Here is a 13,464-nt window from a genome sequence, read left to right on the forward strand (position 1 = left end):
GTTGGAGACAGGCCGCCGCCTTAGTGGATTAGGTGGACGAATATATAGCTTTTCCAGATTCCGGTTGCAGATAGCATTCTGTGGAGGATGCTATCACCGCAATTGGCTGTAATGGATCATTCGCAGTCGCCGGACGTGCTTGCGCCCTAATTTATGCCTGATGCGGGCTACCCGTCTTGATGTTGGGCAAACTGTCACAACATTGCGGAGGACGGCATAAACGCTGATTATCCCGATTGATTGTTTTCTTGGATTTCGAGGCCTCATCTCTCAGTAAGAAAAGCTTCCCCATTGAAGTGGCATGGGTCTTTGAGAATGGCGAATCGCGATCGGCGCTGATCCGCCCTGCCCCAGACTGGACGGACTGGTCGTCTGAGGCCGAAGCTATCCATGGCATTCCACGCCAACGCCTTCTGGATGAAGGTGTGTCTGTCGATATTATTGCGGCCGAGATGATCGATGCACTGAGCGGACACAAGCTCTATGCCAGCGCACCGTCCTGGGATGGAAAATGGCTGAGTCTGCTCCTGAGGGCGGCGGGATATCCACGACATGCCCTCCGGCTTGCCAGGTCAGAGGAAGCTTTTTTCGACGCCGCGCGTATGGCCGCCGGAGCCAAACTTACGGACGCGGAAATTTCGGCGTTGGTCGCAACGATCCTCCTGAAGACCGACCCAATCGCCCTCGCTCACCGTGCCCTGCCAGATGCCGTGCTCGAATTGGATCGGTGGAGGTCGATCCGAGCTATCGTTGATGTCCGGACAGGCAAAATCTGAGAGCGATTGTTGCCTGCTCCGCCGGCCTTTCCGCGAACTCTGCCGAGCCGCCCGAGATCAGTTAACAGTCATCAAGTACGTGAGCTGCTCCCGCTTCCCGATCGGAGCATTGAAGCGGTCTAAGGTCACGCTGAGTGACTGCGGTCACTGGATTTTGGCGTTCTGCTGCTCGTCAATGCTTTGAAGAAGACGTTGGCGCGTTGATCCTCATGGAATTTTTGCCAATAAATTTTGTGATCAACAGCGTCGATAGCTCCTCCTGAGTTCGATGCCCTTGATTGAATAACTCAACTGCAGTGCTGCAGAGCAACTGTGAAGCCTGTTCATTCGGCGTCATTCGATAGTGGCGGTACCAAGCCTGGACAGCGTTTGACACGATCCTCAAGTCGCTCTCTCTCACCGATACACCTAGATCGATCATCTCATCCCCCTTGCTTAACAACTACTAATCTACACTACTAAAGTAGTAAGGTTCGTCAATGACGAACGCTCGTGTGCGTTTCCGCGAAATCCCCTCTCAAGGAAGGCGTACAAGCCTTAAGCTGTTGCACAGTTCATATTGATCGCCGCCTTGCGGCTCTTCGCTTAATTCGTTCCCAGCCCAAGCGGGGGTCATCAGGTGCAAATTGCCCATCGCGAAGCTTTTTTAACTTTGAGATCAGGAATTCCAAGCCTTCTTCATTAAAGCAGATGACAACTTCACCCTGTTCTAGCTTCTCTTTTTCTACGGTAAGCAGCAACTCGGCATCCTCTTTGACAGACTTCACTATATAAACGGCGACCACAGCGTCGACTGGATCGCGCCAACACCGGTCATATCGTTGTTACCCAACTGTACTAGCTCACCACGCAACGGCGGTGAGGTTCATGGCACAGATCATTTTCTTGCATGGTGCATCAAGCAGCGGAAAGTCCACAATCGCTGGGGCGCTCCAGGCTCGCATCGAGAAGCCTTTTTGGCACATTTCCATCGATCATCTACGAGACTCAGGGGTTTTTCCCATGAGCCGGTTCCGTAGCGGTGAGTTCCGATGGTCCGATGCCAGAGCAGCTTTCTTCGATGGGTTTCACCGTTCGCTGAAGGCCTATGCAGATGCAGGTAATGATCTGATCCTAGAACACATCTTGGATACGGAAGGCTGGTTGGAGACGCTTCGGAAGCTAATGGCGCAACACGACGTGTTCTTCGCGGGCGTTCACTGCCCGCTTGAGCTTCTAGTCGAGCGGGAAGCAGCGCGGGGCGATAGGCCGATTGGTAGTGCCAAGCAGGACTATGAGACGATTCATCTTGGCAAAACCTACGACATAGACCTGAACTCAGTCGATGGGACTGATATTAACGTGGATAAGGTACTCCTGGCTTGGCGGAGCGGCGATCGATCCTCAAGTTTCAGCTCGCTGGACCGCTGACGCACGACCGCTTAGGGCCGAATGCGGAAGCTCGTCCAATTCCGGAATGCGCCAACAGCGGTCATTCACGCTATAGTCTAGGCCTGGTGGGCGACAAACTCTTTACATCTGAAGACCTCGGCCAGAAGCCGCGTTCCCATATCCGCTTCCTGCTCCGAGAGCGCGGAAAACCCCAGCAGCAATCGCAATCTGTCCGTGGAGGTCACGTTCATCCGCGAAAGCGGCATGACGACAACACCTCTCTTCAGAGCCGCGGAAGAGACGGCGGTGTCATTGTTCCAGCTCCCGGTGCTTTTGATCGTGAGATTGATCCCCTGATCCGGCAGCAGCACTTCGATATGCTCGGCCATGCGTTCCATCAGGAAACCCGCCAACATGTCGCGTGAGGCACGAAGCCGTTCTCTCAGACGGCGGAGATGCGCAGGAAAATAGCCCTCTTCAAGGAAATCTGCGATCACACGCTGCTGGAAGGTCGGCGGGCAGCGGTCGACCGCCGGACGCACAGCCCTGAACGCGTTGACCAGATCGGTCGGAACCACGAGGTAGCCGATCCTGAGGCTCGGCAGAAGCGCCTTGCTGAACGTGCCGGTGTAGAGAACCCGATTGGCCTTATCGAGGCCATGCAGCGAGGCGATCGGATGCCCCTGGTATCGGAATTCGCTGTCGTAATCGTCCTCGACGATCCAGCAATCATTCTCCTCGGCATAGGCGAGAAGGCCGAGCCTTCGCGAAAGCGAGAGGACCGACCCGACCGGATATTGATTGGAGGGCGTCACGTAGAAGACCGAGGGAGGCGACATGACATCGGCCATCAGTCTTTGCGTGTCGATCCCATCCTGATCGACGGGGAGGCCGACAACGTTGATGCCGTTCAGCGCCAGGCACTGTCTGGCAGGCGGATAGCACGGGTCTTCGACGACGGCCGTATCGCCCGGAGTCATCAGCACGCGAAAGGCAAGGTCGAGCGCCTGCTGCGTTCCGGCCGTGATGAAGACCTGTTCGGCCGTGCAGCGGACGCCGCGCGAGACTGCCAGATGCGCGCTGATGGCGGCTCGCAATGCCTTTTCGCCCTGAATGTCTCCATAGCCTTCGAAGGCATAGTTCATGTGGCGGGCCGCAATGCGGTTCAGCAACCGTGCCGTTCGCTCGTCATGGGCGATGCGACCGGTGACGAATGGCAGGGCCTTCTGTGGCTCGAGGCTCGGTCCGCGGGTCAGGATCGCCGTTGCGGCGGCTGACACGCTGCGGCGGATCGGATGTGCGCGTTCCCCGCCGGGTCGGTAGTCGATGCGCGAGACACCATCGGGAATGGAGGATGCAATATAGGTGCCGGACCCATGGCGGGCCACGGCGAAACCCTCCGCGATCAGGATTTCATAGGCCTCTGCAATGACGCCTCGCGAAATCTTCCACTCTGTAGACGCAAGGCGCGTCGACGGCAGTCGTTGCCCGGTCGTGAGCCGTCCCTCGGCAATAGCGTTTCTGAGCGAGAGATAGAGTTGTCTCGGCAAAGGCGCGGCAGACGAAGGATCGATTGCGGGCCGAAACCTTGCGGACGGACCTTCCCGTCTCCTCTTCAGTGTCATGTACGACCCCCGAGTGGCCCATTTAGCATGGGAAGAGTGGACCTGTTAAGGGAGCCAAAATTGCATATATGATGGGCCACTTTCAAGCGGCAATCCCATCGACGGTTGCCGCATCTGCCATCTTTGACGGAGAAGACATGGAGCATCGGAACCTCGACGTGCCTTACTTCAGCCAGTGGGAGACGCCGGAAATGACGTTGCCTGTCCTGTCGGAAGGGGCGTCCGCCCTGCATCGCGATCCGCTCTGGCGCAATTCGGGCGCGGAAACGATCGAGGAATATGCGCGCTGGCGGTCAATGTCTGCGGCATGGCCTGCCTGAAGATGATCCTTGCCGCTCGCGGCGAGGCGCATCCGATCCTTTCGCTTGCACATGCCTGCACCGGTTATGGCGGCTATGTCGTCAATGAGGCCGAGGCATCGATTAAGGGGCTGATCTACGCCCCCTTCGTCTATTTCGTCCGCGAGCGGTTCAATCTTTCGGCGGTTGTCCGGGCAGATGTTCCGGCGGCCGGAATTCCCCCGATCCTCGCCGGACATCGCTTCTTCATCGCCTCGGTCAACAGCGCCATCCGCTGGCCAGAGCGCGAGCCGCCGTCGAAGGGCGGCCATCTCGCCCTGGTGACGGCCGCCTCGCAGGAGAGCATCTGTTTTCACAATCCCTCCGGCCACGACCGCGCCAGCCAGGCCGACGTCGTGCTGCCGCTCGCCATCTTCGACCGCTTCTTCGCCAACCGCGGCATCGCGGTCGGCTTCTGATTTCTGACCGGCCTTCCTTCAGGAGATTTTCATGAGCCCATCCATGACCAGGCTGCGTATCGCCGTGCTTTTCGGCGGCCGTTCCAGCGAGCACGACGTCTCCGTGATGTCGGCCATCAACGTGATGCGGGCGCTCGACCCGCAGAAATATGATGCGCTGCCCGTCTTCGTCACCCGCGAGGGGCGGTGGCTGCAAAGCCACTTCAGCGACGGCGAACTCGACAGGCCTGCGGCCGGCGTCGAAATCTGCCTCGTGCCGGGCGGACACGGCCGCATCCTGACGATCGGGCTTGACGGAAAGGCCGCCGAGGGCGGTAGGATCGATATTCTCTTTCCGGTCCTGCATGGCTTGCACGGGGAGGACGGCGCGGTTCAGGGGCTCTCCGAGGTGGCGCGCGTGCCGCTGGCCGGCTGCGGCATTCTCGGCTCGGCAGCCGCACTCGACAAGGATATCGCCAAGCAGCTTCTGAAGGCGGCGGGACTGCCGGTCGCCCGCTCGGTGACGATCCATCAGGACGCGCCGCCCGCCTTGGAGGCGCTCGAAGGCCAGCTTGGCCTGCCGCTTTTCATCAAGCCCGCGCGGCAGGGTTCGTCAGTTGGCGTCAGAAAGGTTTCGGGCAGCCAGGAATTCGCGCCCGCGCTCGCCGAGGCGTTCCGGCATGACCGCAGGCTGCTCGCCGAAGAGTTCATTGCCGGGCGCGAGATCGAATGCGGCGTGCTGGAAGATACAAAAGGCGGCCTCTTCGTCTCCCGTCCCGGCGAGATCGTGCCGGCCGCAAGCCACGGCTATTACAGCTATAACGCCAAGTATATCGATGAGAACGGCGCGGCGCTGAAAGTGCCGGCGGAGCTTCCCCCGGAGGTCGAAGGCAGGATTAGCGAGATGGCGGCCCGCGCCTTCCGCGCGCTTGGCTGCGATGGCATGGCACGCGTCGATTTCTTCCTGATGGAAGACATGCGTTTCGTCGTCAACGAAGTGAACACCATTCCGGGATTCACCGACATCAGCATGTATTCCAAGGCAATGGCCGCAAGCGGCGTCGGTTACGCGGAAATCATCGACCGGCTAGTAGAGCACGGCTTGGCGAGAGCGGCGTGATTCCAATCTGACAACAAATGTAACGTCCGCAATAGGCCGACAGACGACGGCCACCTTGGCTGGAATGCGCCAAAAGTAGAAGTTATCGCGGAAACGGCCGGTTTCCGCTTTCGGCCCGAAGCAGACGTCATGTAACTGTTACACTCTCGCCTTAGCCGGAGAGCGTAATTGGATTGGACTGAACTTTCATGCAAAAACTCCTTGTTCGCCCCCTCTCAATCAACGACGCACTAGCATTTCGTGACATCCGCCTTGAGGGGTTGCAAAATCACCCTGAGGCATTCGGCGCGGACCTCGAAGAGGAGCGTAAACGACCCATTGAATGGTTCGCAGACCGCTTGAAGAACAACTCCGTGTTCGGCGGCTTCAACGAGGTCGGCGAGTTGTCTGGAGTGGTAGCTGTCGCGCGCGGCCAGAGTGCAAAGACACGACACAACGCTTCAATTTGGGGCATGTACGTGAGGGGCGTTTCCCGAGGCACGGGGCTATCGAGGCATCTGCTCGACGCAGCAATCGAAAATGCTTTCGAGCATTGCCAAACCGTTCGCCTCACGGTGGTAGAAAGTAATCACGCAGCCCGTCGCCTTTATTCCAAGGTCGGCTTCCGGGAATGGGCAACTGACACTGCGGCTCTAAAGGTTGGCGACGTATTTCATGACGAAATCATGATGCGCCTCGACAAGCCACAATCTGCGCAGACGACCTAATGTCTCCTATTGGCGCGCCATTAGCGGCCATTGCGATTCCATTTGATCCCGCTACTATCCACCCCGACAAGGGGACAAATTCAACGGCCTGTCCACTCAGTCACCAGAAGGTAGCCATGAAACCGATCGTTCTCATCGCAGCTATGGATGCAGACCGTGCTATCGGCAGAGGAAACGATATTCCATGGCACATCCCTGGCGAGCAGAAAGTTTTCAAGCAAGTGACGATGGGCAATGCCCTCATTATGGGCCGCTTGACTTACCTCTCCCTGCCCGGCCCGCTGCCGGGGCGGTATTCCATCGTGCTATCTCGTTCGTTCACTTCTCAAACAGCCGGTGTGCTCTCGGCGAGGTCGCTCAACGAGGCACTTTCACTGGCATCGGAGTTGCCGGGTTCAGAGATAACTGTAGGCGGTGGTCAAGAGATTTATAAGCTCTTCCTTCCGCTCGCCAATCGGATTCATCTGACGGTGCTGGATGCCACATTCGGCGGCGACCGCTTTTTCCCATTGTTGCCCGAGGATGAGTTCTCGGTCTCCAGTTCAGAGCGGATTGAAGGCCCATTGCCATACACACACTTCATCTACGAACGAAGCTCCGGATTTCCCAACTAGCTGCGTGATGACTGCAAAGGGCCGAAAGCAGAAGAACACCTCGGCCGGAAAGCGCCAAGGGTCCCCCGAAATCGCGGGACTGAGGGCCTGCGATGTCGATCCCGATGACGGCCATGCGGTTTTACCGCCGCTTTACGCCTGAGTCCTGACGTATGACGCGACAGTCGCCAGAGTCTACGACTCCTAATCCGTTGTACTATACAAACGAATTAACCCTTTCGCATCCTCGTGGCGAATTCTACTTTGTGTTACAATTTTGCGGTGGTGTCATAGAGATCGTGCAACATGCAGGGCGGCATATCGTCGGTTGCTAATGCACGAGCCAGCGACTGAGCGCGGAAACTTTCGCCCTAAAAGACACCTATCTCTGCCGGAATCTTCTCTGCTCGATTCCGGCGGCAATTTTTTTGCCGGAGGAGAAATTCCATGCATCACATTCCACGCCGCGAATTCATTATTCAAGGCAGTGCGGCCCTCGCCTCGCTGGCGTTCCTCCGTTCACGGTTTGCCCACGCCTTTCCAAGCCGGGCGGGTGAGACCGTGATCCCATGGCTTGATCAGCCGCCGCCCAATCCCGTTCCGGCGGTCATCCAGAACCAACTTGTCTGGGAGGATATGGATTCATGGGTGACACCCAACGACAAGTTCTTCAGCATCGCGCATTTTGATCGGCCAACCATTGACGCGAATGCCTGGAACCTGGAAATCGATGGGTTAGTGAAGAAGCCCCTGAGCCTTTCGCTCACCGATCTCAAGGCGCGGCCCCGCCAAGAGGTGGTTTTCACAGTGGAATGTTCGGGCAATCACGGTTTACCATTTTTCACCGGCGGCATCGGGAACGCCCGCTGGGCTGGCACGCCGCTAGCTGCCATACTTGAAGAGGCAGGCGTGAAAGAAAACGGCATCGAAGTTGTTTTTTGGGGCACTGACGTCGGCGACATCGCTCTTAAGGATGACACTCGTGACGTCAAGATGCATCAGAACTTCGCCCGCAGCATGTCGCTCGCCGATGCGATGAGCCCCAACAACATCCTCTGCTACGAGATGAATGGGGCCGCCCTGCCGGAACCCAACGGTTTCCCGTTGCGGCTCATCGCACCCGGCTGGTACGGCATCGCCAACGTCAAGTGGCTAAAACGCATCGAGATACGCAACACGCGCTTCATGAGTCTGCTGATGGGCCGAAACTACGTCACCATCCGCGAAGAAGAACACAATGGCGAGACGGTGTGGGCCGAGACCTCGGTCGGCCGTGCGTTGCTGAAGTCCGCGCCTGCCAGAGTGACGCGCAGCGATGCCGGATACCGGATTAGCGGTGCGGCCTGGGGTGCTCCCATCGCCAAGGTCGAAGTGAAGGTTGATGATGGCCCATGGCTCGGGGCGATGATCGACTCTACCGAAGAGGCCGAATTCGCCTGGAAGGTGTGGTTTTTAGACTGGAAAGACCCGCCGAAAGGCGAGCACACGGTCACCTCGCGCGCCATTGATATGGCCGGGCAAATCCAGCCTGCCATGGATGATCCCTGGATTACCAAGAAGCATACCTATTGGGAGAGCAATGGTCAGGTAACGCGCCGCGTTAGCATTGCGTGAGAAGGTTCACCGGTGGTCGCAGCCGTAAGCAAGCAGACGCGGGATCGAGGTGACCTCATGCCAACTTATGCGGCGTTAGGCAGCAAAGACCACCAAAAGCGGCTTCCCAATTGAATAAAGGAGCATCTTCGGCCCCTCCTGCGGAACGCGCCGTGAGGAGACAATCATGGCCGCGCGTTTGCCGCTCGAGTGGATCGACCCGGTCGACTGATCATGAGTAAAATGAATGCTTTGTCAGCGCGCGAGTATGCATGAATATCTTTGCCGCTATATCGCCGGTGTAAGATGTGGGCGTTCCTGTCTTGAATTTCGCCATAAGGTTTCAACGCCTTCGCAGCTGGAAACGCTGGCCGATAGCAACGGCGAGCTCGTCGATCGACTTCGATCCGTCTGCTTCGATGATATCGCGTCCGAGTGTCTGCGCCTCCACACGAAGCCGATCAGCAATAATTTGATCCCGCCGTCTGAGATTGTCGGCTGCGCGTTGAGGATCGCTTACCTCACCGCCAAATTGTCCCTTGCCGCGCTTTTGCATCGAATCGTCTTTGAATTCATCTGACGGCAATAGGCAGACGAATTGCGATGGATCGCCCAATAGCGGTGACACGAGGCGCGGCGTCAAACCATAGCCTTCGGCGATGACCGGCATGCCATTCGGCAATGCCAGGGTGGTTAGGTCCTCCAGCACGAACGGGAAACGGTCGTGAAAGGATTGCCAGGCTCGCGAGGCCAGGTCTTCCGGTGTAGGCCGCATCCACCGCTCATCCAGCGTTTGCCGCAGAAAGACTGCATATCTGGGTTCCCGTTCCGCGAGCCGCTGGTGGTGACGGAGATCATGAGCATCGTAGTGATACACGGGCACGCGATATTTGCGAGCCAATGCGAGCGCGATGCTGGTCTTTCCCGCGTCTGTCGCCCCAGCTATCCAGCAGACTTTCGAAAGTTGGTCTTCGAATTGCTCGTACATAAACCATCGTTGTAACCTGAAGCCGGCCTTTTTATGGGCAACGAACCGGTCACATCGTTCTGTCCTGAATCAAAAACCCGCCACCGGGTGGTGACGGGCGGTGAGTAAGCGTCTCTTCAGCGCGGTTTGGGCGACGATAGTCCATTCTCCCTTCCGAGTTCACGAACGATCCCGCGAACTAGGTCACGCAAAGTCCAACCTGTCATCGCCTGGCCATAGCCGCCTCGAGGCTCATAGGACTGCGATTTTCGATTGATGCTGCTCTTTGCATCGGGTATCCGGCTCGACACTGCAGATGAGAATGAGTGATGATCGTCGGGTGAGCGCACTTTAGGAAGTGCATAGCGCTTATGTGCCGCGCGACCACAGTTGTGGTATTCTTGCTTACAGGGAGGTAGTTGTCATGCCGGACATCGCCTCATGGCTGGCCCGCCTCGGGCTGGACAAGTACACAAAGGCGTTCACCGACAGCGAAGTCGATTTCGATGCGCTTCGGCATCTCAGCGAAGACGACGTGAAGGAGCTGGGTTTACCCCTCGGCCCGCGGCGCAAGGTTCTGGCGGCGATTGCCGCACTGGACACAATGTCGCCAACGAGTTCCCCACCAGCGCCTTCGCCAGTCGAAGCCGAGCGGCGGCAGTTGACAATGCTGTTCATTGATCTCGTGGGTTCGACCGCGCTGTCACAGCGGCTCGATCCGGAGGAAATGCGCGACGTCCTGCGCGCCTATCAAAGTGCGGTGTCGACGGAGATTGCACGGTACGATGGTTGCGTTGCCAAGCTCATGGGCGATGGCGTGCTCGCCTATTTCGGTTGGCCAAGGGCGCATGAAGACGATGCTGAGCGGGCAGTGCGGGCGAGCCTGGCGGCAGCGGCTGCGACCGCCAGATTGACATCGCCGTTGGGCAAATCGCTGGAAGCCCGGATAGGCATCGCCACCGGTCTCGTCGTGGTCGGCGACCTCATTGGCGAAGGATCAGCGCAGGAAGAGGCCGTGGTCGGCGACACGCCCAACCTTGCGGCGCGCTTGCAGGCCTTGGCCGAGCCAAACACCGTCGTGATCGCCGACAGCACGCACCGGCTGGTTGCCGGGTTGTTTGAGATGATCGATCTCGGTCTCCAGCAGCTCAAGGGCTTCGCAGCTCCCGTCCCGGCCTGGCGCATCACCGGCGAAGCCGATGCCGAGGGACGTTTCGATGCGCTGCACGGCATACCGACGCCGCTGGTAGGGCGATCCGAGGAATTGGAGCTTCTGCTTCAACGCTGGCAGAAGGCCCGGACAGGAAAAGGTCAGGCGGTGATGCTGTCGGGGGAGCCCGGCATTGGCAAGTCGCGCCTGACAGCGGCGTTGGAAGAGCGCCTGAGCACCGAGCCACACACACGGCAACGCTACTTCTGTTCCCCCTACCACGTAAACAGCGCACTCTACCCGGTGATCCAGCAGCTTGGGCGCGCTGCCAGACTTGGAAGGACCGACAGTACAACCGCGAAGCTGGACAAGATCGAGGCGCTGATGCTCCGATCGACCCCGGACATAACCGAAGCTGGCCGGCTTCTGGCAGCTCTGTTGTCAATCGACACCACTGGCCGCTATGCGCCGCTGACGCTGACACCGCAAGCGCAGAAGGCCCGTACGCTCAGCGTTCTCATCCAACAGCTTGAAGGGATCGCGGCGAACCACCCCACTACGATGGTCGTAGAGGATGCGCATTGGCTTGATCCGACGACAGCCGAATGGCTCGACATGCTCATCGCACGCCTGCCCGATCTGCCGGTGCTTCTCATCGTCACATTTCGTCCCGAATTCCGCCCGCCTTGGCGGGGATTGTCACATGTGACGGCCCTCTCGCTTGGCCGTCTCGAGCGCGATCAAGGAGCAGCGATCGTAGACCGGGTAGCCGGCGGCAGGACTCTGCCTTCGGACGTCAAGAACCAGATTTTGGCCAGGACGGAGGGCGTGCCGCTGTTCGTCGAGGAGTTGACGAAGACCGTCCTTGAGTCCGGCTTCCTTGTCGACGCCGGCAATGATTATCGATTGAAGAGTCCATTGCCAGTGCTTGCGATCCCATCGACTTTGCAGGATTCACTGATGGCCCGCCTCGACCGACTCTCTTCGGTCAAGAACATGGCGCAGATCGGCGCGTGCATCGGTCGCGTCTTCCACTACCGGCTGCTGGCGGCAGTCGCCGGATGCGATGCCGCCAGGCTCAGGGATGATCTTTACAATCTCGAAAAATCCGAGTTGGTCCTGCGGAATGGCACCGCCCCCGAGGCGACCTACGTCTTCAAGCATGCACTGGTGCAAGACGCGGCATATCAGAGCCTTCTCAGGAGCCGACGGCATCAAATCCACGCGAACATCGCGTCAACGCTGGAGGCGCAATTCCCGGAAGTCGCCGAGACCGAACCCGAGACGCTCGCATACCACTACACGGCCGCCGGGCTGGCTGATCAGGCCGGGGATTACTGGCTGAAGGCAGGACAGCAGGCGCTGAAACGATCGGCGAATATCGAAGCCTTGGCCCACCTCGCCAGGGGATTGGAGGTGGTCGCGTCGGTGCCCAGCACGGAGGCCCGCTTAAAGCGTGAAGTTCATTTACAGAATGCCATGGGGGTGGCCGCAATGGCTGTCAAGGGCTGGGGCGCGCCGGACGTGCTTCACGCCTTCTCATCGGCACGCAAACTCTGCGAGAGGCTGGACGACAGCAACGAGCTCTTCGTGGCGGTTCGGGGCGAAGCCTCATACCAACTGATATCCGGTCACCTGCGCGAGGCAGACGATCTCGGTCGCCAATGTTTGCAGATCGCCCAGTCGGCGAATGATTTAAGCCTCCTCCTCGAGGCGCATCATCAGTTGTGGGCAAGCAAACTCTTCCTCGGGGATTATCGAGCCGCCGAGGAACACGCAAGCTGGGGGATCGCGAATTACGATTGCGAGCGAGATCATCGCCTGACTTATGTCTATACGGGTCATGACCCCGGCGTCTGTTGCAGGAACTACTCTTCGGAGATTCTCTGGATTCGCGGTTACCCCGACCAGGCTCTGGACCGCGTTCGAGAGGCGGTGTCGCTGGCCAAGCGCGTGTCCCATTCCGTGAGCATAGCCACCGCGCTGAGTAACTTGGCCATAATCCATCTCCTGCGCCGTGAACCTGGGGCAGCCCGCGAAGCGGCACAGGAGCAGCTTGAAGTATCCACCGAATTCGACTTGCCACTAATGGCCGGGGTGGCGCGGTCCAAAATCGGCTGGGCGCTCGCCCAGCAAGGGAAATTGGAAGAGGGTATCCGGGAAATGCGCGAAGCGGTTGAAGCCGTTGCGGCTACCGGTGCAGACATGGGCATGGCGTTCCGCCTCGGCGTCCTGGCCCAAGCGCATGGGCAGCTCGGCGAGGCAAACGAAGGGTTAATCTTGCTGGAGCAGGCGTTCGACATCACCGCCAAGACTGGATCGAAATATCAAGTGCCCGAGCTGCTGCGCACCAAGGGCGAACTCTTGTCGCGCATGGAACCAAATGATGGCGCTGCTGAGAGGTGGTTTCGAAAATCGCTGGCGATGGCGCGCGCCGAGGGGACGAAATCGACGGAGTTGAGAGCTGCAATAAGCCTCGCCCGCTTCTACGTCGACCAGGGCCGGGGCAAAGAGGGTCGCAAGGTTCTCACCCCCATCTACGCTTGGTTCACCGAAGGCTTCGAGACTGGAGACCTTGTCGATGCCAGGGCGCTGCTTGACCGCCTGCGGTAGGCGCAATCGCAAGCGGTCAAGATCGGATCACGCAGGGTCTCCCTCCCGCGCAGCTGCTGAATACGGTGGACGATCGAAGTCAAAGCGTCGGCATTCATGGTGACATCGTTAGAGCGTTCAACTTTGTCGTCAACCTGGCCGGAGTAAATCACGGCTGTCCAACCAACAGCAGGCTGGGATGTGAACCGTAACTATCCTATAATTGCAACAGAC

At 58.7% G+C, this 13,464-nt stretch carries 10 protein-coding genes and 1 pseudogene; 8 read left to right on the forward strand and 3 right to left on the reverse strand.

The window, feature by feature from the left end:
* Nucleotides 1-236: 236 nt before the first annotated feature.
* Nucleotides 237-776 carry a 3'-5' exonuclease gene (locus ACPYOJ_RS17570; RefSeq protein ID WP_481417385.1) on the forward strand — a complete coding sequence of 180 codons (540 nt, stop codon included), beginning with the start codon at nucleotides 237-239 and terminating at the stop codon, nucleotides 774-776.
* A gap of 554 nt (nucleotides 777-1,330) precedes the next feature.
* On the opposite strand, the gene ACPYOJ_RS17575 is transcribed toward ACPYOJ_RS17570, so the two are convergent.
* A complete protein-coding gene (locus ACPYOJ_RS17575; RefSeq protein ID WP_481417386.1) occupies nucleotides 1,331-1,516 on the reverse strand; it encodes a hypothetical protein in 186 nt (61 codons plus the stop codon).
* Nucleotides 1,517-1,643: 127 nt separating this feature from the next.
* On the opposite strand from ACPYOJ_RS17575, the gene ACPYOJ_RS17580 reads away from it, so the two are divergent.
* Nucleotides 1,644-2,186 (forward strand): chloramphenicol phosphotransferase CPT family protein, encoded by a 543-nt coding sequence (locus ACPYOJ_RS17580; RefSeq protein ID WP_481417387.1) that lies wholly within the window; start codon nucleotides 1,644-1,646, stop codon nucleotides 2,184-2,186.
* Nucleotides 2,187-2,263: 77 nt separating this feature from the next.
* Here the strand turns inward: ACPYOJ_RS17580 and pdxR are convergent, their stop codons facing one another.
* Entirely contained in the window at nucleotides 2,264-3,772 is a 1,509-nt protein-coding gene (gene pdxR, locus ACPYOJ_RS17585) for a MocR-like pyridoxine biosynthesis transcription factor PdxR (RefSeq protein WP_481417388.1), read from the reverse strand.
* A 137-nt stretch (nucleotides 3,773-3,909) separates the two neighbouring features.
* On the opposite strand from pdxR, the pseudogene ACPYOJ_RS17590 reads away from it, so the two are divergent.
* From ACPYOJ_RS17590 to ACPYOJ_RS17610, 5 genes and pseudogenes are all read left to right on the forward strand, one after another.
* A pseudogene (locus ACPYOJ_RS17590) lies at nucleotides 3,910-4,529 on the forward strand (hypothetical protein).
* Nucleotides 4,530-4,560: 31 nt separating this feature from the next.
* A complete protein-coding gene (locus ACPYOJ_RS17595; protein ID WP_481417389.1) occupies nucleotides 4,561-5,628 on the forward strand; it encodes a D-alanine--D-alanine ligase family protein in 1,068 nt (355 codons plus the stop codon).
* A gap of 188 nt (nucleotides 5,629-5,816) precedes the next feature.
* Complete coding sequence (locus tag ACPYOJ_RS17600) at nucleotides 5,817-6,335, forward strand: N-acetyltransferase family protein (protein WP_481417390.1); 519 nt, start codon at nucleotides 5,817-5,819, stop codon at nucleotides 6,333-6,335.
* A gap of 116 nt (nucleotides 6,336-6,451) precedes the next feature.
* On the forward strand, nucleotides 6,452-6,949 hold the full coding sequence (locus ACPYOJ_RS17605) for a dihydrofolate reductase (RefSeq protein WP_481417391.1): 498 nt from the start codon (nucleotides 6,452-6,454) through the stop codon (nucleotides 6,947-6,949).
* A 426-nt stretch (nucleotides 6,950-7,375) separates the two neighbouring features.
* The gene (locus ACPYOJ_RS17610) at nucleotides 7,376-8,542 is read left to right on the forward strand and encodes a sulfite oxidase (RefSeq protein WP_481417392.1); all 1,167 of its coding nucleotides are present in this window, start codon (nucleotides 7,376-7,378) and stop codon (nucleotides 8,540-8,542) included.
* Nucleotides 8,543-8,864: 322 nt separating this feature from the next.
* Here the strand turns inward: ACPYOJ_RS17610 and ACPYOJ_RS17615 are convergent, their stop codons facing one another.
* Nucleotides 8,865-9,296, reverse strand: a complete 432-nt coding sequence (locus ACPYOJ_RS17615; protein WP_481417393.1) for a hypothetical protein — start codon at nucleotides 9,294-9,296, stop codon at nucleotides 8,865-8,867.
* Nucleotides 9,297-9,912: 616 nt separating this feature from the next.
* Here ACPYOJ_RS17615 and ACPYOJ_RS17620 point away from each other — a divergent pair.
* The gene (locus ACPYOJ_RS17620; protein WP_481417394.1) at nucleotides 9,913-13,251 is read left to right on the forward strand and encodes an adenylate/guanylate cyclase domain-containing protein; all 3,339 of its coding nucleotides are present in this window, start codon (nucleotides 9,913-9,915) and stop codon (nucleotides 13,249-13,251) included.
* Nucleotides 13,252-13,464 lie beyond the last annotated feature (213 nt).

It is taken from the genome of Rhizobium sp. SVR5-9E, assembly GCF_056755095.1.

Excerpts from the sequence above, each read along its gene's own strand:
- ACPYOJ_RS17580 (WP_481417387.1), top strand. The coding sequence starts at position 1,644 with ATGGCACAGATCATTTTCTTGCATGGTGCATCAAGCAGCGGAAAGTCC.
- pdxR (WP_481417388.1), bottom strand. The coding sequence starts at position 3,772 with ATGACACTGAAGAGGAGACGGGAAGGTCCGTCCGCAAGGTTTCGGCCC.
- ACPYOJ_RS17595 (WP_481417389.1), top strand. The coding sequence starts at position 4,561 with ATGAGCCCATCCATGACCAGGCTGCGTATCGCCGTGCTTTTCGGCGGC.
- ACPYOJ_RS17600 (WP_481417390.1), top strand. The coding sequence starts at position 5,817 with ATGCAAAAACTCCTTGTTCGCCCCCTCTCAATCAACGACGCACTAGCA.
- ACPYOJ_RS17605 (WP_481417391.1), top strand. The coding sequence starts at position 6,452 with ATGAAACCGATCGTTCTCATCGCAGCTATGGATGCAGACCGTGCTATC.
- ACPYOJ_RS17610 (WP_481417392.1), top strand. The coding sequence starts at position 7,376 with ATGCATCACATTCCACGCCGCGAATTCATTATTCAAGGCAGTGCGGCC.
- ACPYOJ_RS17615 (WP_481417393.1), bottom strand. The coding sequence starts at position 9,296 with ATGCGGCCTACACCGGAAGACCTGGCCTCGCGAGCCTGGCAATCCTTT.
- ACPYOJ_RS17620 (WP_481417394.1), top strand. The coding sequence starts at position 9,913 with ATGCCGGACATCGCCTCATGGCTGGCCCGCCTCGGGCTGGACAAGTAC.